Raw genomic sequence first — 19,363 nt, forward strand, 5'->3', positions numbered from 1 at the left:
CGGAGCACCTATTAAGAGGAGTCACCTTCGGTTTTACAACCGATGTTTCGGCGATCAGGCCCTTTCCAGCCCGCACCACTGGGCGATGAACAGCGCCGTCGACTGTGTGATCTTGCGCACCGACTCCAGGTTGACGCGCTCGTCGAAGCCGTGGACGTCGTCGGATTGCGGGCCGTACACCAGCGCCGGGATGCCGGCGTAGAGGCCGAAGAAGCGGTTGTCGGCGGTGCCGGTCTGGGTGCGGTCCTTCAGCGCCTCGCCGAACACGGTCTGGTGTGCATCGGCCAGCACGGCGCGTACCTGTTCGTGGTTCTTCAGCACGAACGGCTCAGCCTGGAAGCCTTCCCAGGTCACCGTCGGCGGGGCGTTGCCCAGGAACGGATCGTTGGCCGCCGCGCGGCGCACGCAATCCTCGATCTCGCGCCGCGCCTCGGCCAGCGTCTGCGTCGGCAGCACGCCCGCGCGCATGTCGAAGGTGCACCACGCCGGCACCGAGCTCGCCCAGTCGCCGCCCTCGATGCGGCCGACGTTGAAGTTCACCGGGTGATGATGGTCGTGGAAGTGCGGATCATTCACCTTGCGCGCGTTCCACTGGATCTCCAGTTCGCGCAGCGCCTGGATCAGGCGAAAGGCCGACTCGATGGCGTTGGAACCGGCATCGGCCTTGTAGACGTGTACGGGGTGGCCGGTGACCCGGACCTGGAACCACATCACGCCGACCTGGGCGATGGTCATGGTGCCGCCGGATGGTTCGGGGATCAGCGCCGCGTCGGCACGATAGCCGCGCTGCAGGCAGGCCAGCGCGCCGTTGCCGGTGCATTCCTCCTCGACCACCGATTGCATGTAGACGTCGGCCGCCGGCCGCCAGCCCAGGCGCTTAAGCGCGATCAGCGCGAAGTGATTGAGGATCAGGCCGGCCTTCATGTCGCCCGACCCGCGGCCATACATCCAGCCGTCCTTGATGCGCGGCTCGAACGGCGGTGCCGTCCACATGTCGTGCGGGCCCTCCGGCACCACGTCGATGTGCCCGTTGAGGATCAGCGAGCGGCCCTTGGGGTTGTTGGGCCGCCAGGCGCCCACCACGTTCCAGGCATCGTCATAGTCGACGTGCTTGGGCGAATAGCCCGGCAGGTGCTTGATGTCGTCGACATGGATCTGCCAGCGATCGATGCCCAGCCCTTCCTCCTTGAAGAGCCGCGTCATCATGTCTTGCGCCGGCGCCTCCTTGTAGCGCACCGACGGGATGCGCACGAGATCGGCCAGCACCGACGTCTGGCGGTCGAACGTCTCGTCGACCGCGGTCATGATCTGCGTGGTGAGCGTAGCGTCGAGCATTGGGTCGGCCCCTGAGAGGAATCGTCGGGCTGAGCCTAGCGTGGAATCGTCTGCATACAAGACGATCCGGTCCTCCGCGCCAGATGCCGCATGTGCGGCCAGCGCAACGCTCTAGCCGGGATGCTCGGCAGTTGAATGATCGGTCGGCTGCGGCGTCATGGTGAGCACGGTGACGCCGCCCGGTGCATGGAACCGGTGCCAGCATCCCTGCGGCACGATCGTCAGCATGCCCGCCTTCAGGGTCAGCACGCAGGCGCCGTCCGGCGTCAGGATCGTCAGTTCCGTCTCGCCCGCCAGGACCTGCACCAGCTCGTCGCCGTTGCGATGGCGCTCCCACGGGCTCTGTCCGTCAAACGATCCCGTGAAGACGGCGCCGTCGCGGGTCTCGATCAGCCGGGCAAAAGCGGCGGCCGATTCGGGGCCCGGCGTGTCCGGCCGGCGGTTGTGCAGCACGGGTAGCGGGGCGAGCGCCGCCTGGATGTCGACCGCTTTCGGTTGGCTGTGGCTCATATCGGGTGCTCTCCCGTGGTCGCAGTGCACCGTCATTCTCGATAACGCAAGTGTATCATCAAGTGGCAACGTCGGCGTATCGTGATACGAAATCGTATCGTGGGGAGTACGCATGAACTGGGATGACGTTGCCGTCTTTCTTGCTGTCGCCCGGACCGGGCGCGCGCGGGCGGCGGCCGAGCAGCTGGGCATCAGCCAGCCCACCATCGGCCGGCGCGTCGAGCGGTTGGAGCGCGACCTGCGGGCGCCGCTGTTCGACCGCTCGCGCGACGGCTACGTGTTGACCAAGCAGGGGACCGAGCTGGTGGCCATGGCGGAGGCGATGGACGCGGCGGCCCAGGGCCTGCAGCACCGGTCGTTGCCAGGAGATGCGCTGTCGCCCATCGACGTGCGGATCTCGGCGCTCGAGTGGCCGGCGACGCTGCTGGCGACCAACGCCGACAAAATTCACGCGCTGGAAGAGCTCGCGGCGGCGCGCCTGGAAATCGATGTGTCGGACGAAACCGCCGCCTTGTCCATGCGCCAGGCTGACATCGCGATCCGCCATGAGATCCCGTCGTCGGGCGAGTTCGTCACCCGTAAGCTCGGCGCGATCGCCTGCGCCGTCTACGGCGCCGCCACGTACGTCGCCGCGCACCCGGCGGCGCGGACGGAGCGTCGTTACGGCGCCTGTGATTGGATCATGTACACCCACGAGCAGGCCCACTACCCGATCATGCTGTGGCTGTCGGCGCAGCTCGGGGACCGCAAGCCGCGGTTCCGCGGCTCGACCACGGCCGTGATTCACGAAGCCGTCGCCGCCGGTGGCGGTCTCGCCATTCTGCCATGCCTGCTCGCCGACCGCGATCCGCGCTGCGTGCGCGTCGGCGCGGTGATGGACGGCCTGCACTCGGGTGACTACTGGTTGATCGTGCACAAGCAACTGCTGCGCCGTCCTGCGTTCCGGCGTACCGTCGACGGCATCGTGCGCATTTTCGCCGACACTACGCGGGGGCGCGGGCAGCCTGCCCCGATCGCGTCGAAGGGGTCCGCCCGCACCTCCCACGAAAGCAGAACGTCGCCATTGCGGATGGCATCAGGACATGAGCGGGCGGGGCGCCCGCGCTCGCGGGCTTAGACCGCCGCCAGTCCGGCCAGAGCCTGTTTCTGGATCTCGACGGCGCGCGGGTAACAGGCGTCGCGCCAATCATCGCGATCACCATAGAACGCGTCACGGACGCGCTGCCGGATGGCGCGGCCCTGTTCGGAGTGCGCATCGCCGTGGATATGCAGCCAGTTGTCGGCGATCAGCGCCATGTTGACCTCGTCGGCCGGCAGGGTGCCGACCTCGATCGCCGAGGCGACGACCACGGCCTCGGGCAGCAGGCGCACGAAGGCCATGCGTAGGTTGCCTTCGATGACCGGCGAATCGCTCTCGCCCGCCGCTGGTGAGGTGACGGCGTCACCGAACCAGCGCCGCGCCAACGCCAGCGGCTCGGAGCCGGGCGGGTGGCGGCAGATCATCTCGGAATAGCCCGACGGTCCCAGGCCGGTGTGGAAGTCGAGCACGCAGACATGGCTTGCGTCCTCGAGGTAGTGCGGCACGATCTTGCCGATGGTGCGGTTGGACCAGCACGGGCTGGTGCCGCCGAAGAACAGGCCGTTGGGATGCGTGCGCTGGCCGGCGACCACGGCCTTGCCGAAACCGGCGACGCCGACCTTGGCGACATAGGCGGCCAGCGCGTCGCGGGTCCGGGCTTCGACCGCGGCGTCCCAGGTCTGCGGCGCCAGCAGAGCCGCCAGCTCGAGATAGAGGCCGTTCTCGAAGACCGGTTTGCCGAAGTCGATGAAGTTGCGATTGATATCGATGTTGTCTTCGTTGACGCGGCGCGTCCACGAGAAGCCGTAGGGATTGGTGGCGTGGACCAGCAGGACCGCCGTGTCGGCCGGCAGGTTCCTGTGGTGTCCCTCGCGCAGGAAGCCCACCTGGCAACCGCTGCCGTAGTGGCCTTCGACGCCATGCGTGGCGGAGCATGTCACCAGCACGCGGCTGGCCATCTTCGGTCCGATCCAGGCGGTATCGGTGGCGAGTTCTTCGCCCTGCATGCCGCGCAGCGGATGCAGCCAGCTGGTGACCGCCACGCCGGCCTCGCCGCAGGCGGTGCGGAACGCGTCCCGTGCGGTCTGATAGTCGGGCGAAAAATGATCATGATGCGACATGGGCACCTGTCGGCAGCTTCTAAGCCTTCCCCCTCCGGGGGAAGGATCATCACACACGCCAGAGCCAAGCGAAGGAGCCGGCGCTGGTCAATGACAAAGAATGGACCGGCGTGCCGGTCTACGAATCATTGAGGTGACAGGCGCTGAAGCGTCCGGGCGCGATCTCCCGCAGGGCCGGGCGCTCGCTGCGGCATCGGGCGCCGGCATGCGGACAGCGCGGATGGAAGGCGCAGCCGGACGGCGGGTCGATCGGTGACGGCAGCTCACCCTGGATCGGCCGGTACTCGCGTCGCCCGGCGGCCAGCTTGGGCACCTCGCTGAGCAGCGCCTGGGTGTAGGGATGGTTGGGCGCGTCGAACAGCGCTTCCGTCGGCGCGATCTCGACGATGCGTCCCAGATACATGATGGCGACGCGGTCGCTGAGATGCTCGACCACGGCGAGGTTGTGGCTGACGAACAGGTAGGTGAGGCCCAGCGACTGGCGCAGTTCCATGAACAGGTTCAGCACCTGCGCCTGGATCGAGACGTCGAGCGCCGCCGTGGCCTCGTCGCACACCAGGAACGACGGCTTCACCGCCAGCGCGCGGGCGATGCCGATGCGCTGGCGCTGGCCGCCGGAGAACTGGTGCGGATAGCGGCGCGCGTAGGCGGGATCGAGGCCGACGCGGCGCATCAGCTCGGCGACGTAGTCGCTGGCGGCGCCGCGGTCGACCAGCCCATGCACGACGGGCGCCTCGCCGATGATCTCGCCCACCCGCAGGCGCGGATTGAGCGAGGCGAACGGGTCCTGGAAGATCATCTGCACACCCAGCGCCCAGGCCCGCTTCTGATCCGGCGTCATGGCATCGAGCGCCGTGCCGCGGTAGTGGATCGTGCCGTCGCTCGTCGACAGGATACCGGCGACCATGCGCCCCAGCGTGCTCTTGCCGCAGCCGCTTTCGCCCACCAGGCCCACCACCTCGCCTTCGGCGATCGCCAGGTCGATATCGGACACGGCCTGCACGACGATTTCGCGCAGACCGGCACCGAACAGGTTGGCGACGCGGCCGGCGAGATCGACGCGTTGCGTGAAGCGCTTGGTGATGCCGGAGAGATCGACGATGGGTTGGGCCATGCAGCGCTGTTCAGGTCGTACGGATGCTGACCCCCAGCGTTCTACACCACACGCCGCTGGTAGCGCCATACACCCATCGGCGGCACGTTGCGCCATTCGCGGCCGATGAAGGTGGCGCGCAGGTCGAGCGCTGCCAGGGCAGCGGGTGCCAGCGGCGAACGCAGGCCGTAGGTATACTGAATAACGGCGCCATCCTGCGGCATCAGTGCGAAGGCGTCGCCGTAGCATCGCGTCGAGGCGTCCGGCGGCACGACACGCATCGGCAGGCCGCATAACGTCACGCTGGTCGATGTGACACGGCCGCGTGCCAAGGTTTCCTTCAGGCGCAACGCGTCGCCCTGCAGGACGCGCAGGCCCGGGAAGCGTGCCTCCAGGAACCGGCACATCTCGGCATCGCGTTCGACAACGACCAGTCGATCGAGTGCGCAACCCAGCCGCAGCAGGGCTTCGGTAACCGGGCCGGTGCCGGCACCCAGCTCGACGACGGGACCGCTGCCGCGCGCTGCTTGCAGTGTCGCCTCGGCGATGCGCTCGGCCGACCACCAGCTGCTGGCCAGCGGCCAACCGACGGCCAACGGTGCGCGACACCAGCCGCGCAGGAAATGCCAGGGGTCGGCGAAGATCGGCTTGCGACTGGTGGTGATGCTTCGCATGGTGACCCCCGGTCTTTGTGGTTCTTCCATCAACGCCACCAGCCACAATGCGTTGCGTCGGCAACCCACTGGGTGAGGCGGCGGTGCGCGATATCCGCAGCACACGCGCACCACGATCCGGTGTCAACCGCGTGATGGTGCAGATGCGAAAGTCGCAGCGCCGCGGTCGGCTACTGGTGCATCCGAGATTGCGTTGCCGTGCAGACTTCTTGGGACGCGTCGACGTCCATCACGCGACGGGATGCCAGCAGCGTGCGTGATGATCAGGCGCCATGTCGCGCAGGTCGGGCATTGTCGCGCATTGATCACTGGCGCGATCGCAGCGCGGTTGGAAGGCGCAGCCCGGCGGCAGCCGCAGGGGCGATGGCGCCATGCCGGGAATCTGGAACAACGCCTGGCCGCGATGACCGCGCGTCGGCACCGAGCCGATCAGGCCTCGCGTGTAGGGATGACGCGGCTGTTCGAGGATCGTCGCAGTCGGCCCGTGCTCGACGATGCGGCCGGCATACATCACCGCGATGTGGTCGGCGAGTCCGGCCACGACGGCGAGGTCGTGCGTGACCCAGATCAGTGCCGTGCCGGTATCGCGGCACAGCTTGCGCATCTCGAACAGGATCTGGCCCTGGATGGTGACGTCGAGCGCCGTCGTGGGTTCGTCGGCAACGATCAGATCAGGCCGGTTCAACAGCGCGATGGCAATGGCGACACGCTGGCGCATGCCGCCGGAGAACTGGTGCGGATAGCTGCGCAGCCGTGCCTCGGGCGAGGGGATGCCGACCTGGGCCAGCGCCGCGAGCGCGCGGGCGCGCGCCGCGGCATCATCGACATCGTCATGGGCGCGCACAGCCTCGATCATCTGCGTATCGACGCGCAGCACCGGGTTGAGCGTCATCATCGGATCCTGGAACACCATGGCGATGTTCTTGCCGCGCAGCGCGCGCAGCCGCTCCGGGGTCGCCCTGGTGAGGTCCTCGCCGCGATAGAGGATCTGTCCGTCGACGATGCGGCCCGGCGGGTCGATCAAGCCCAGGATGGAGAAGCCGGTGACACTCTTGCCCGAGCCGGACTCGCCTACCAGGCCGAGAACCTCGCCGGCCTTGACCTCGAAGTCGACGCCGTCGACCGACTTCACGACACCCTCGCGCGTGAAGAAGTGCGTCTTGAGGTTCACGAGTTTCAGGGTGGGAGCGGTCACTGGCTGTCGTCCCTTCAGTCCGTCATGTCGAGCGCAGCGAGACATCTCGCCGAAACAGAGCCTCCGTTCGCAGGAGATCCCTCGCTGCGCTCGGGATGACATGACAACATCTCACCGCGCGTTCCGCGGATTGAGGATGTCGCGCAGGTGGTCGCCGACCAGGTTGATACCGATCAACGCAATGGCCAGCGCTACGCCGGGGAACAGGGCGATCCAGTACTTGCCGGCCATCAGGAACTCGAAGCCGTTGGCGATCAGCTTGCCCAGCGACGGTTCGGTGACCGGCACACCCAGTCCGAGGAACGACAGCGTGGCCTCGAGCGCGATCGCGTGCGCGATCTCGACGGTGGCGATCACGATCAGGGGCGGCAGGCAGTTGGGCAGCAGATGGCGCCACAGGATGCGTCGTTGCGGCAGCGCCAGGCAGCGTGCCGCTTCGATATATTCCTTCTCGCGCTCGACCAGGGCGGCGGCGCGCGCGGCGCGCGCGAAATATGCCCACTGCACCGCGATCAGGGCGTAGAGCACCTTGTCGACGCCCTGGCCCAGCACGGCCAGCAGGATCAGCGCCACCAGGATGGCGGGAAACGACAGCTGGATGTCGACGCAGCGCATCAGGAAGGCATCGACCCGGCCGCCGAAATACGCTGCCACCAGCCCGACCATGGTGCCGATCGCCAGCGCCGCCACGACGGATACGGCGCCCACCAGCAGCGACACCCGAAGCCCGTACATGATGGCCGACAGCATGTCGCGCGCCTGTCCGTCGGTGCCCAGCCAGTAGGTCAGCGTGCCGTCGCTGCTGGCGGAACCGGGCGGCATCTTCGAATCGAAGATGTCGAGCTTGGCGATGTCATAGGGATTCTGCGGCGCCAGCCACGGCGCCAGCACCGCCGCGATGGCGATGATGATCACCAGCACCAGCCCGAAGAGCGCCAGCTTGCTTTCGCAGAACGCGCTGATGAAGCGGCGCAGCGGCGTTTCGACCTTGGCCGCGGGGCTCGTCGTGGTGGGCAGTTTGTCGGCGGCGAGATCGGTCATCGGGCGGTCGCGTCCAGGCGCACGCGCGGATCGAGCACCGAATAGAGGATGTCGACCAGCAGGTTCAGCAACACCAGGAAGAACACGATGATCACGAGATAGGCCACCACCACCGGCCGGTCGAGCAGCAGGATCGAATCGATCAGCAGCTTGCCCATGCCCGGCCACGAAAAGATCGTCTCGGTGACGACGGCAAACGCGATGACCTGGCCCAGCTCCAGCCCGGTGACCGTGGCGATCGGGATGGCGATGTTCTTCAGCACGTGCACGCCCACGATGCGCCGTTCGCGCAGTCCCTTGGCGCGCGCGAACTTCACATAGTCCATCGGCAGCACTTCGCGGGTGGCGGCGCGCGTCAGCCGGATGATCAGCGCACCCTTGGCCAGCGCCAGGGTCATCGCCGGCAGCAGCAGATGCAGCCAGCCTTGCGCTGTCAGGAAGCTCAGCTTGAGGCCGAAGACATCGACGGTCGGTCCGCGGCCCGACGAGGGCAGGCGCGGCCAGCCTGGAATCCAGTCGGGCAGCGCCACCGCGAACAGCATGATCAGCATCAGCCCGACCCAGAACGTCGGCAGGCTGAAACCCAGGATCGAGACCGTCATGATGCTGCGCGCACCGAAGCTGTCGGGCCGCAGGCCGGCGTACAGGCCCAGCGGCACGCCGATCAGCACGGCGATCGTCATGGCGATCACGGCCAGCTCCAGGGTGGCGGGCATGTGCTGGAAGATCAGGCGCATCGCCGGCTCGCCGGCGCGGAACGACTTGCCGAAATCGCCGACCAGGGCCTTGCCGACGAACGTGAGGTACTGCTGCCAGATCGGCTGGTCGAGGCCCAGGTCGCGGATCACGGCCAGGCGATCGGCTTCGCTCGCCTGGTCGCTGATCAGCATCGCCACCGGGTTGCCGATCAGGTAGATGCCGCCGAACACCAGCGCCGACATCACGACCATCACCACGACGGCCTGCATCAGACGGCGGATGATGAAGACCAGCATCGTGCTGTCATCCCGAGCGTAGCGAGGGATCTAGGCGCCGCACCCTGGATCCCTCGCTGCGCTCGGGATGACAGGTGAGCGGTATCCAGTTCATAGGCCTCACGGTGCCGGCGTGACCATGTAGGGCAGCGTGTACTGATCGGCGCGGCCTTTGTAGGTCAGGCCCTTCTTCATGGCCCACACCGAAACCTCGAAGTGCAGCGGCAGGATGCCATGATCGTCCATGGCGAGCTTGCTCGCCTCCTGCAGCAGGGTGCGGCGCTTCTCGTCGTCGACCGTGCGCAGCGCCTCGACCAGCTTGGCATCCATGGCCGGATTGGAATAGCGGCCCTTGTTGGTGCCGCCCATGCCGCGCTCGGGGTTGGGCGTCGCCACCAGGGCGCGCAGCGGATCGGACATCTCGCCGGTGCTGGCACCCCAGCCTGCCAGATAGGCGCTGTACTTGAACTCGTCGCGGTTCTTGAAGAACACCGGCGGCGCCGAGGCCTCGATCTGTGTCTTCACGCCGACGCGGGTCCACAGGGCGGCGATGGTCTCGGCCACCTTGGCGTCGTTGATGTAGCGGCCGTTGGGTGTGCCGAGCGTGATCGAGAAGCCGTTGGGGTAGCCGGCCTCGGCCAGCAGCTTCTTGGCCTGCGCCACGTCGACCTTCTCGACCGGCGTGTCCTTGCGCGTACCGAACATCGGGTAGGGCAGCAGGTCGCCGGCCGGCACCGCGAAGCCTTCCATGATGCGCTGCACGATGGCATTGCGATCGAGCGCCAGCGACAACGCCTGGCGCACGCGCTTGTCCTTCAGCGGGTTCTTGCCGCCGGCGTCGGGAATGCCTGATGTGGGCTCGGTGAACTGGTCGAGATGGATGTAGATGATGCGGTTGGAGAGCGCCCGCGCCAGGGTCACGCGCTCGTTGGTCGCCAGCTTGGGCAGGTCGACCGTCGGCGGGTTCTCGATGAAGTCGACATCGCCCGACAGCAGGCCGGCGACGCGGGTGGCGGCGTTGGTCAGCGGCCGGAAGATCACCTTCTTCCATGCCGCTTTCGCACCCCAATAGCCGTCGTAGCGCTCGACCACCAGCTGGTTGCCGCGCGACCATTCGACGAACTTGAACGGCCCGGTGCCGACCAGTCCTTCGCCGCGGTTGAGCTGCTCGGTGGTCTTGCCTTCCGGCGCTGGGCCGGACGCCGCTTTCTTGGACAGGATGCGGATCGCCACCATGTCGACCGGCAGCAGCGGTGCCGGCGCCGCCGTGCGCAGCCGTACGGTCAAGGGATCAACCACGTCGATGCCGACGATCTGCTTGGTGAACTGCGTGAAGGGCGAGGGCGCGTTGGGCACCTTGGCGGCACGCTCGATGGTGAACACCACGTCCTCGGCGGTGAACGGCGAGCCATCATGGAATTTGACGCCCTCGCGCAGCTTGAATTCCCAGGTCGTGTCGTTGACCGCCTTCCACGACACCGCCAGTGCCGGCTGCAGGTTCTGTTCCGGATCCTGTGCCACCAGCGCCTCGAACATGTTGAGCGCGATCTGATTGTTGGGCGACAGGTTGTGGTATTGCGGATCGAGCGAACTGGGTTCGGTCGACAGGCCGATTTTCAGCTCCTGTGCGACCGCGGGCCACGCCGCCAGAGCGACGGAAAAGACGGCGGCGGCCAGCACCGCGCCAGCCTTGCGATGGATCATGACAAGCTCCCTGTACCCGGCACCCTACGCTGCGCCGTCGTTTCGTTCGTCCTGCGATTCCTAGGCAGCCGGCGCGTCCTTGGCAAGGCGATCGCGTTCACCCCTGTGTCATGTGCCCCGTGTCCTCTGTCATGTCGCTGCGGCCGTTCCCACGTAACATTTCGGTACTGGCGATAGGGGTGACCCATGACCGACGGCGGCGTGGCGGCAGATGGGCCTGCGCAGGCACTCAGGATGCTGGCAGGACGTACGGAATGGACCCTGAAGGCGATCCTGGTGGGCGAGCGCATCGACACACGCGGCCTGGGTGCGGCGACCGGGGCCACCACGACGCCGGTGACCCTGCAGCCGCCCGATGGCGGTCTGGTGTTTGTCTTCCGCTATGGCGTGGTCGCCCTGGTGGGCCTCGACGCGGTCGCCGAACGCCGGCTCCTCGAGTCCCTGCACGGGCGCGTCGTTGCGCCGGAGGTGTCCCCGGCGACGGAGGAGGTCAAAATCGTGCTGGGCGGTGCCGCGGCCGATGCCGCCGCGACGACGGAGGCGATCGTCCTGCCGGACGCCACGATGGAGCATCTTCAGATCGTGGCCAGCGCGCTCTCCAAGAGCGTCGTGCTGGCGCATCAGGAAAATGCCGTTGCCGCGGCGCTGGATCGCATCGAACCCTTCGTCTTCCAGCTGCGTGACCGCGGCGGCGTGGTGACCAAGGGTGCCGCTTTGCTGCGGCAGGTCGGCCACGTGCTGTCGGCCATGCAGCGCATGACGGTCAGGGTCGAGGCGGAAGACAAGCCCGACCTGCTGTGGGACCACCCGCAGCTCGAGCGCCTGTATGCCCGCCTGGCCGACGAATACGAGATCGTCGAACGCAGCCGCGCGCTGGGTCGCAAGTTCACGCTGATCAACGAGTCGGTCACCTCGCTGCTGCAGGTCGTCGACACGCGCCACGCCCTTCGCCTGGAGTGGGCCATCATCCTGCTGATCGCGTTCGAGATCCTGCTCAGCCTGTACGGCCTTTTCGTTCAGGGCGCGCACTAGCCCGGGAGCGCGGGCGCCTCGCCCGCATCGGTGCCGGGCGTCGAACCAGAAGCGGGCGACACGCCCGCCTTAGCCGACGCCGCTGCCGTTTCCTTGGCGCGCGCCACCATGCCCAGTCCGATCTCGCGCTCGCCCATGACGGTGGCGGTGGCGCCGCAGGCGCGCAGGTGCTCGATCTCGGCGTCGGAATGGGCGCGGGCGAGGATCTCGAGATCGGCACGCTGGGCCCGCGCTTGCTGCACGATCTGGCCAGCCTCGAAGGCATCGGGAATGGCCACGAACAGGCAGCGCGCCGCGGCGAGATTGGCCGCCGCCAGCACCGGCGGCGCCGCGGCGTTGCCGCGGATCACGGCGATATTGCGTTCGCGCAGCGCCTCGACCACCTCGCGTCGATCCTCGATCACCAGGATCGGCCAGCCATCCTCGCGCAAGGCCTCGCTGATCACGCTGCCGACCCGCCCGTGGCCCACGATGACGGCATGGTCGGTCTGCGTTGTCATCGGCAGGTCATCTTCCGGTTCCGCTGGCGTCGGAACCTCGACGGTCGCGGTCGTCGTGGCGCGTCGCTCCAGGCGCGGGCCGAACCGGTCGACAGCCACAAAAATCAGCGGATTGGCCAGGATCGACAGGATGGCGCCGGCGAGGATCAGGTCCTGGCCCTCCTTGGGCAGCAGGCCCAGGCTCAATCCCAGGCTGGCGAGGATGAAGGAGAATTCGCCGATCTGGGCCAGGCTGGCGGAAATGGTCAGCGCCGTTCCCATGGGGTGCTTGAAGGCACGCACGATCAGCAGGGCGGCGATCGATTTGCCGACCAGGATGATCAGCAGCACCGCCAGCATGGGCAGCGGATCGTGGAGCACGATCATCGGGTCGAACAGCATGCCGACGGAGACGAAGAACAACACCGCGAAGGCGTCGCGCAGCGGCATCGCCTCGGCGGCGGCCTGCTGGCTGAGATCGGACTCGCTCATCACCATGCCGGCGAAGAAAGCGCCCAATGCAAAGGAGACGCCGAACAACGACGCCGCGCCGTAGGCGACGCCCAGCGCGATCGCCAGCACAGACAGACGGAACAGTTCGCGCGACCCGGTATGCGCGATATGGTGCAGGATCCAGGGCACCAGCCGGCGGCCGACCACCAGCATCAGGGCCACGAAGCCTGCGACCTTGGCCAGCGTGATCGCCAGCGCCTCCAGGATGGCCGGTGCGCCCTGTGCGGTGGTGCCGTCAGCCCCCTTGCCGCCCAGCAGGCCGGCGACGGCGGGCAGCAGCACCAGGGCCAGCACCATCGCCAGGTCTTCGACGATCAGCCAGCCTACGGCGATGCGGCCGCGATCGGTCTCCAGGATGCGGCGCTCCTCCAGCGCCCGCAGCAACACCACCGTGCTGGCCACTGACAAGGCTAGGCCGAACACGATGCCGGCGCCCAGGCCCCAGCCCATGGCCCAGGCCAGCGCCATGCCCAGCAGGGTTGCGAAGCCGATCTGGACCAGGGCGCCGGGAATGGCGATCGCCTTCACCGACATCAGGTCCTTCAGCGAGAAGTGCAGGCCAACGCCGAACATCAGCAGGATGACGCCGATCTCCGCCAGTTCCGGCGCCAGGGTCTGGTCGGCAACGAACCCGGGTGTATGCGGCCCGACCAGCACACCGGCGATCAGATAACCGACCAGCGGCGACAGGCGCAGCCGGTTGGCCAGCGCGCCGAGGAGGAAGGCAAGCCCGATGCCGGCGACGATGGTCTCGATCAGCGGTGTGTGATGCGGCATGTGTCGGCGGCGCGCTCCCCGTTCGATCAAGGGATGGGTGGAGAGACGACCGATGCCGCCCCCGGCACCGTGCCACATCGCACGGTGTCATGCGAGCCGCGAAACGGCCATGTCAGGGATGCGGACGGCTGGTTTCGCCTAGCCGACGACGCAGGTCCAGATCAGCGCGAAGATGACTGATACGATGGCGGCGCCCGCCACCAGTTGAAGCGTAGCCGCGCCCAGGTTGTTGCCGAAAAGGTTGTGGCGCCAATCGAAGTAGGGCGTGAAGCTTTCGTGCCGCCTGCGGTCCTCATCGCCTGTGTCCTTCGTCACGTGTCCTTCACCTTATCAGTGGCTTGGCACACACCTGTTACCGGGTCGCGACACGCTCACGCCATTGCGGTGGCTCCAGCGTAGCCCCTCTCGGATACACTGCGCCGGTGCCGAGGCAGGATGTGAGGGCGCCATGACCGTCAGCACGATCATTTCTGATATTCCAGATCGGTTCTGGAAGATACCCTACGACACCGCCCATGATCGCGGCTCGCCCATCCTGGTGGGCATTGAAGCCGGCGCGAATTGCCAGAACTTCGCCTACGAGTTGCTGCGCCACTTCGGACGGTATGTCCCCCATCTGCGCTCAAGTGATCTGTGGGACGACACGGCGCACACGATCGCGGCCGATGCATATGAGCCGCTCGATCTGCTGCTCTTCAATCGTACGCGCAGTGCCTGGGGCGCACATGTTGCGGTCTATGTTGGCGATGACCAGGCCATCCATCTCAGTCGCCGGGTCGGCCTCGCCGCCGTATGGTCGCTGGCGAAGTTCGCCGCACAAGCGGAGTACCAGATCATCATCGGCGCAAAACGACCGGTTTCGATCGAGACCAAACGATGAAAAAGAGCATTTGCTTCGTGGCTAGAGGTATATGGCGCAACCGCGACTTTCGAGTTCGGCGAACCATCGGGGTGGGCTCAGGGTGGTTACCCAGCGCAGGTCGATTTTTTCGAGACGCGGCAACGCCAGCAAGGCGTCGGGCAGTTGGGTGATGGGGTTGCCTCGGAGGTCGATCTGGCGGAGCTCGAGCATTGAGCCGATCGCTGCCGGGAGCTCGGTAAGCCGGTTGTTGCGCAGGTGCAGTTCGCGCAGCCGCGTCAGTCGCGCCATGGACGGCGGCAGGTGCGTGAGCTGGTTGTCGGTAACGCGCAACTCGATCAGGCCTGACATCTGGGTGACTGCCTCGGGCAGGACCTCGAAGGCATTGTCGCTGATGTTGAGATAGCGCAGCGCGGTCAGGCGGCCCAGGGTTGCGGGCAGCGTCGAGAGCCGGTTGTCATGCAGGTAGAGGAAATCGCTCAGGGCTTCGAGGTGTCCCAGTTCGGACGGAACGTCGTGAAGCTGGTTGTGACCGAGATCGAGCATGCGCAGGTTGCGCAATGCGCCAACGCGTTCGGATATCCGGGCCAGGCCGTTGTCCGCCAGCACCAGGCTGCGAAGGTCGGTTCGATCCCAGATCGCATCGGGAACGACACCGAGACCTTGTTTCCAAAGCGAGAGATGCGGTCCCGTGGTGCTCGTCATCGGCCGACCCTGAGCCGGCCTCGAACCCTTTTCAAGGGGGCTGGTGCCGCTGCAGCTTGGCCAAGACGGCAGTGAGAAGGTCACGCATGATTGGTCTGAAATGAAAGCGCCGAGGTGAAATCCTATGGTCTTCTGGATCGCGAGTGTGGCCGGGCTGGTGATCGCCTATCTCCTGGGGTCGACGCCCACGGGGTATTGGGCGGGAAAACTGCTCAAGGGCATCGACATCCGGGAGCACGGCTCGAAATCCACGGGCGCCACAAACGTGTTGCGAACCCTGGGGAAATGGCCTGCCTTGGTGGTGCTCCTGGTGGATGTGCTGAAAGGCGCCGGGGCAATCGTCTTTGCCGGCTGGTTCTATCCCTGGCTCCATGCATCGTCGTCCATCACGCCGCCGGCTGCGCTTGACCTGCCCAGCGGGGTGCCATGGGCTGTTGGCCTGGCCGGCCTTGCCGCGTTGTTGGGGCATGGTCGTTCGGTCTGGTTGAATTTCACGGGCGGCAAATCCGCTGCGACGGGGCTGGGCGTGCTGCTGGCGATATCGTGGCCGGTCGGTTTGGGCGCCGCGGCGGTTTTCGGCGCCGTGCTGGCGACGTCCCGGATTGTCTCCCTGAGTTCAATGCTCGCGGCGGTGACGGCGATCGCCTTGATCTGCGGCCTGGAGCAACCATTGCCCTATCGGTTGCTGGTGATCGCCGGTGGCCTCTACGTGATCGTGCGCCATCGCGCCAATATTCAGCGGCTGCTGGCCGGGACGGAGCCGCGTCTGGGGCAAGGTAATCCTGTCCGGTGAGGCTCTCGTGCTGAAGGAGAGCGCTCTCTTGATTTTCCCGATGCCGGAACAGAAGAAGGGCAGGGGTGAAAACCCAACGATGTCGGTCTTCCATCTCAGCGCTGATCACACACGTTTGTGACCTCCAACACGGCAATGCGCCGCCGAAGCACATTTTACCCGGGGATTGACACTCCAAAAATATCTCTATATTCCAATGACATAGGGTTGACGCTTGGGGTCCGGGGCGGCATAATCACACAACCTGTTGTTTCACTGGGATCCTGCGGGAACAGTCGGAGTGAAGGCATCGTCCTCAATGACCAAGTCGGAACTCATCGCCAAACTGGCTGCGCTCAACCCTCATTTGTATCAACGGGATGTCGAGCGCATCGTGGCGACGATCTTCGACGAGATCACCAACGCGTTGGCGCGTGGTGATCGGGTCGAGTTGCGTGGCTTCGGCGCCTTCTCGGTGAAGCAGCGCGATTCGCGTACTGGTCGCAATCCGCGCACTGGCGAGGCCGTCTCGGTCACCGAAAAGCGAGTGCCTTATTTCAAGACGGGCAAGGACTTACGGGATCGCATCAACCGCGAGTTCGCTGCCCAGCTGGCCGCCGGCCTGCAGATCAGTCCGCAGACCGACCAGGACGACGTCGACTGAGGTGACTGTCGTCCCCAAGGGCGGGATGACAGGCAGGCGCCGGCTATCCTAGGGTGCCGGCATGAAAACCTTGTCCCGCATCTGTCTCGGCATTGTGCTGCTGGTGGGCGCGCTGATTGCTGTCAGCAACACCGCGCCGGTCGAACTGCATCTGTGGCCGTTCACCGATTTCGTGGTCATGCCGCTCTACCTGGCGATTGTCCTGCTGCTGTTGGTCGGCGTGCTGGTCGGCCTGGCCATGGGCTGGGTGTCCGGCCGGGCGCATCGCCGGCTGGCGCGGGATCGCCGGCGGGAAGCCGAGCGCCTGACCGGTGAGGTCACGGCGTTGAAGGCCGATATCGCCGCGCGCGACAAGGCGGCCAAAAAAGTGGCGGCGGCCAAGGAGCCGCCTGTGGCCGAGGTACGGGCACTGGAGCGCCAGCAGGCCCTGGTCGATCCCGAGGGCATGGACCCGGCGCGGGCGCGCGGCTGATGCGCCTGCTCGACGCCGCGCAGGTCGACGCCGCGCTTGACGACATCGCGCTGGTCGACCGGCTGGCCGCCACCTTCCGGGCCGGCGTTGAAATGCCGGTGCGACACCATCACCCCATGCCGGCGCCGACCGGCCCGGGCTCGGCCGACGCTATGCTGCTCCTGATGCCGGCCTGGACCACGCCCCCTCGGGAGCGCGGCCAGCCGGCCGGCCACATCGGCGTGAAGATCGTGACGGTCTTCCCCGACAACGGGCTCAAGAGCCTGCCCGCAATCTACGGCCAGTATCTGCTGCTCGACAGCGCCACGGGCGCGCCGCTGGCGCTGCTGGACGGCACCGTGCTGACCAAGCGGCGCACGGCCTGTGCCTCGGGCCTGGCGTCGCGCTTCCTGTCGCGGCCCGACAGCCGCCGCCTGCTGATGATCGGCACCGGCGCCCTGGCGCCCGAGCTGATCCGGGTGCACGCTAAGATCCGGCCGATCGAGGAGGTCGCGATCTGGGGCCGCACGCAGGCCCATGCCGAGGCGCTGGCCGCCCGCCTGGCCGAGTCGTTGCCCCGGGCGCTGGGCCGCGCCGTGCAGGTGCGCAGCGTCGCCGATCGTGCCGCGGCGGTGGGCGCGGCCGACATCATCTCGTGCGCCACGCTGAGCAAGACGCCGCTGGTCGAGGGCGCCTGGCTGCATCCGGGCCAGCATGTCGATCTGGTCGGCGCCTACACGCCGCAGATGCGCGAGAGCGACGATGCCGCTGTGCGCGCCGCCCGCGTCTTCGTCGACACCCGCGCCGGCGCGCTGAAGGAGGCCGGGGACATCGTCCAGCCGCTGCAGTCGGGCGAGTTGGAGGAGGATGACGTGCTGGCCGACCTGTTCGCACTGTGTCGCGGCGAGCATCGTGGCCGCGAGCCGGGCGATGATCAGTCGATCACCCTGTTCAAGTCGGTCGGCGCCGCCCTGGAGGACCTTGCCGCGGCGGAGCTGGCGGTCGAGCAGACCGCTTCGTGACCGCGGCGGCGTACCAACTGCGCGATGCGACGCCGCGCGATGCCGAGGCCACCACCGACCTGTTCCTCGCCGCGCGGCGCGCCGCCATGCCGTGGCTGGCGGTCGTGCACAGCGACGATGACACGCGCGCCTGGATCACCCATGTCCTGCTGCGCGACCGGCGCGTGCGCATCGCCGAGGCCGACCGCCAGGTCGCCGGCTTCGCCGTGGTCCATGACGGCTGGCTCGACCATCTCTACATCGCGCCGGCGCATCAGGGCAGCGGCGCCGGCTCGCTATTGCTCGATGACGCCAAGCGCCTGGCGGGCGGGACGCTGCAGCTCCACGTCTTCCAACGCAACCAGCGCGCCCGTGCGTTCTACCTGAACCGCGGTTTCGTCGAGGCCGCGTTCAGCGACGGCGCGACCAATGAGGAACGCGAGCCCGATCTCGTGATGCGGTGGACGGCGCCGCCGTGAGATGGTGTCAATGTAGGGCTCAATACTGCTGGTGACGGCTGGGACCGCGTCGCTCCAGCGACGCTCTTCTGGCTTTGCTTTCGCCTGAGCGCCGCTGGAGCGGCGCGGTCCCAGCCGTCGCCAGCGCCATCCTGATTGATCTGACCACCACTTGATCGCGTGATGCGGTCGGCTATTGCGCTTGGGGTGCCTGGAAAACGGTCCAGTGATCGTCTTTGAACAAATAGAGCGCCGATGAAACACGCATGCGCTCGCTGCTGCTGTGCAGGTAAGCGATGCCCTTACGCAGGCCGTCCACCGCCTTCGCGTCGGACAGCGGTGCGAAAAGCAAACCGCCGCGTTTGGGAACCGCCGCAACTACACCTGCGGGGTTCTGTTTCAGCAGCCCACGCCAGAATTCACGGTCCAGAAAATAGCTGCTGTCCACATCGGGCGATTTGCCTTTGACCTGCATCAGGCCCCCGGTCCACGGCACAATGCCCGGTTTCCCATAGACACGCTTGATGTTGGCAACTGCCAAACGGAGCGCTTCGTCGGGACTGAGCCTCAACTTCTCAAAGTCCTCAATCGTGAGGTTCGCCATGACGTTTGTGCTGTCGTACACGAAGCGCACGTGCATATCGCCGAGATAGAAGAACCAAGCGAACTGCACTTCACGCTCCTGGCCGTCGAAAATCACCTTCCCTTTGCCCACCGGCTTGAGGCTTTCGTCTGGCTTGTTGCTGCCGCCAGATTCGCGCAGGACAATCATAAGATTGTCCGGCCGCCTCATCGCGTCAGTGATCTGGGCGCTGCTGGATCCGAGGGAAAAAGCGTTGGCGCAGAACGCGAGTGCAAACAGGGCCGCTTGACGACGCTCGATCATTTATGTGACGCCTGGAAGGTCATTCGATCTGGTCAGGCACT

21 protein-coding genes are annotated in these 19,363 nt (G+C 66.6%); 8 read left to right on the forward strand and 13 right to left on the reverse strand.

The annotated features are described in order from the left end of the window. Positions 1-54: 54 nt before the first annotated feature. A complete protein-coding gene (locus FQU96_RS36790; protein ID WP_146546405.1) occupies positions 55-1,335 on the reverse strand; it encodes an ArgE/DapE family deacylase in 1,281 nt (426 codons plus the stop codon). Positions 1,336-1,446: 111 nt separating this feature from the next. Next, positions 1,447-1,845 (reverse strand): cupin domain-containing protein, encoded by a 399-nt coding sequence (locus FQU96_RS36795; protein ID WP_178131005.1) that lies wholly within the window; start codon positions 1,843-1,845, stop codon positions 1,447-1,449. A gap of 112 nt (positions 1,846-1,957) precedes the next feature. Between FQU96_RS36795 and FQU96_RS36800 the strand changes: the two genes are divergently transcribed. Then, positions 1,958-2,962 carry a LysR family transcriptional regulator gene (locus FQU96_RS36800; protein WP_146546407.1) on the forward strand — a complete coding sequence of 335 codons (1,005 nt, stop codon included), beginning with the start codon at positions 1,958-1,960 and terminating at the stop codon, positions 2,960-2,962. Here FQU96_RS36800 and FQU96_RS36805 read toward each other — a convergent pair. The 7 genes from FQU96_RS36805 to FQU96_RS36835 form a co-directional block, all read right to left on the reverse strand. Next, positions 2,959-4,044, reverse strand: a complete 1,086-nt coding sequence (locus FQU96_RS36805; protein ID WP_146546408.1) for a M14 family metallopeptidase — start codon at positions 4,042-4,044, stop codon at positions 2,959-2,961. The genes FQU96_RS36800 and FQU96_RS36805 overlap by 4 nt on opposite strands. Positions 4,045-4,162: 118 nt before the next feature. Then, positions 4,163-5,158, reverse strand: coding sequence for an ABC transporter ATP-binding protein (locus FQU96_RS36810; protein WP_146546409.1), 996 nt, complete (start codon positions 5,156-5,158; stop codon positions 4,163-4,165). Positions 5,159-5,199: 41 nt separating this feature from the next. Beyond that, positions 5,200-5,811 carry a class I SAM-dependent methyltransferase gene (locus FQU96_RS36815; RefSeq protein WP_146546410.1) on the reverse strand — a complete coding sequence of 204 codons (612 nt, stop codon included), beginning with the start codon at positions 5,809-5,811 and terminating at the stop codon, positions 5,200-5,202. Positions 5,812-6,040: 229 nt separating this feature from the next. Then, the gene (locus tag FQU96_RS36820) at positions 6,041-7,006 is read right to left on the reverse strand and encodes an ABC transporter ATP-binding protein (protein ID WP_255468779.1); all 966 of its coding nucleotides are present in this window, start codon (positions 7,004-7,006) and stop codon (positions 6,041-6,043) included. Positions 7,007-7,117: 111 nt separating this feature from the next. Then, positions 7,118-8,047, reverse strand: coding sequence for an ABC transporter permease (locus FQU96_RS36825; protein ID WP_146546412.1), 930 nt, complete (start codon positions 8,045-8,047; stop codon positions 7,118-7,120). After that, positions 8,044-9,042: an ABC transporter permease gene (locus FQU96_RS36830; protein WP_146546413.1), complete on the reverse strand. Its 999-nt coding sequence runs from the start codon at positions 9,040-9,042 to the stop codon at positions 8,044-8,046. The genes FQU96_RS36825 and FQU96_RS36830 overlap by 4 nt, the downstream gene beginning before the upstream one ends. 99 nt (positions 9,043-9,141) lie before the next feature. Then, positions 9,142-10,725: an ABC transporter substrate-binding protein gene (locus FQU96_RS36835; protein ID WP_146546414.1), complete on the reverse strand. Its 1,584-nt coding sequence runs from the start codon at positions 10,723-10,725 to the stop codon at positions 9,142-9,144. Between the two features lie 186 nt (positions 10,726-10,911). On the opposite strand from FQU96_RS36835, the gene FQU96_RS36840 reads away from it, so the two are divergent. Then, complete coding sequence (locus FQU96_RS36840; protein ID WP_146546415.1) at positions 10,912-11,757, forward strand: RMD1 family protein; 846 nt, start codon at positions 10,912-10,914, stop codon at positions 11,755-11,757. Here the strand turns inward: FQU96_RS36840 and ybaL are convergent. Further along, on the reverse strand, positions 11,754-13,526 hold the full coding sequence (gene ybaL / locus FQU96_RS36845) for a YbaL family putative K(+) efflux transporter (RefSeq protein ID WP_146546416.1): 1,773 nt from the start codon (positions 13,524-13,526) through the stop codon (positions 11,754-11,756). The genes FQU96_RS36840 and ybaL overlap by 4 nt on opposite strands. Before the next feature lie 138 nt (positions 13,527-13,664). After that, positions 13,665-13,841 (reverse strand): hypothetical protein, encoded by a 177-nt coding sequence (locus FQU96_RS42370; protein ID WP_178131007.1) that lies wholly within the window; start codon positions 13,839-13,841, stop codon positions 13,665-13,667. A 133-nt stretch (positions 13,842-13,974) separates the two neighbouring features. Here FQU96_RS42370 and FQU96_RS36850 point away from each other — a divergent pair, with 133 nt between their 5' ends. Continuing rightward, on the forward strand, positions 13,975-14,406 hold the full coding sequence (locus FQU96_RS36850; RefSeq protein WP_218575018.1) for a hypothetical protein: 432 nt from the start codon (positions 13,975-13,977) through the stop codon (positions 14,404-14,406). Positions 14,407-14,427: 21 nt separating this feature from the next. Here FQU96_RS36850 and FQU96_RS36855 read toward each other — a convergent pair whose 3' ends face one another. Continuing rightward, the gene (locus FQU96_RS36855) at positions 14,428-15,174 is read right to left on the reverse strand and encodes a leucine-rich repeat domain-containing protein (RefSeq protein ID WP_146546417.1); all 747 of its coding nucleotides are present in this window, start codon (positions 15,172-15,174) and stop codon (positions 14,428-14,430) included. Positions 15,175-15,214: 40 nt separating this feature from the next. On the opposite strand from FQU96_RS36855, the gene plsY reads away from it, so the two are divergent. The 5 genes from plsY to FQU96_RS36880 all read left to right on the forward strand — a co-directional run bounded on the left by plsY (position 15,215) and on the right by FQU96_RS36880 (position 18,457). Continuing rightward, complete coding sequence (gene plsY, locus FQU96_RS36860; RefSeq protein ID WP_146546418.1) at positions 15,215-15,883, forward strand: glycerol-3-phosphate 1-O-acyltransferase PlsY; 669 nt, start codon at positions 15,215-15,217, stop codon at positions 15,881-15,883. Between the two features lie 298 nt (positions 15,884-16,181). Further along, positions 16,182-16,526 (forward strand): integration host factor subunit beta, encoded by a 345-nt coding sequence (ihfB, locus tag FQU96_RS36865; protein WP_146546419.1) that lies wholly within the window; start codon positions 16,182-16,184, stop codon positions 16,524-16,526. A gap of 61 nt (positions 16,527-16,587) precedes the next feature. Continuing rightward, a complete protein-coding gene (locus FQU96_RS36870; protein ID WP_146546420.1) occupies positions 16,588-16,998 on the forward strand; it encodes a lipopolysaccharide assembly protein LapA domain-containing protein in 411 nt (136 codons plus the stop codon). Beyond that, entirely contained in the window at positions 16,998-17,999 is a 1,002-nt protein-coding gene (locus tag FQU96_RS36875; protein WP_146546421.1) for an ornithine cyclodeaminase family protein, read from the forward strand. Before FQU96_RS36870 ends, FQU96_RS36875 begins: the two co-directional genes overlap by 1 nt. Continuing rightward, positions 17,996-18,457, forward strand: a complete 462-nt coding sequence (locus FQU96_RS36880) for a GNAT family N-acetyltransferase (RefSeq protein ID WP_218575019.1) — start codon at positions 17,996-17,998, stop codon at positions 18,455-18,457. Before FQU96_RS36875 ends, FQU96_RS36880 begins: the two co-directional genes overlap by 4 nt. 172 nt (positions 18,458-18,629) lie before the next feature. Here the strand turns inward: FQU96_RS36880 and FQU96_RS36885 are convergent, their stop codons facing one another. Next, positions 18,630-19,322 (reverse strand): hypothetical protein, encoded by a 693-nt coding sequence (locus FQU96_RS36885; protein WP_146546422.1) that lies wholly within the window; start codon positions 19,320-19,322, stop codon positions 18,630-18,632. Positions 19,323-19,363: the final 41 nt, after the last annotated feature.

It is taken from the genome of Reyranella sp. CPCC 100927, from assembly GCF_007859315.1.
Classification (GTDB): domain Bacteria; phylum Pseudomonadota; class Alphaproteobacteria; order Reyranellales; family Reyranellaceae; genus Vineibacter.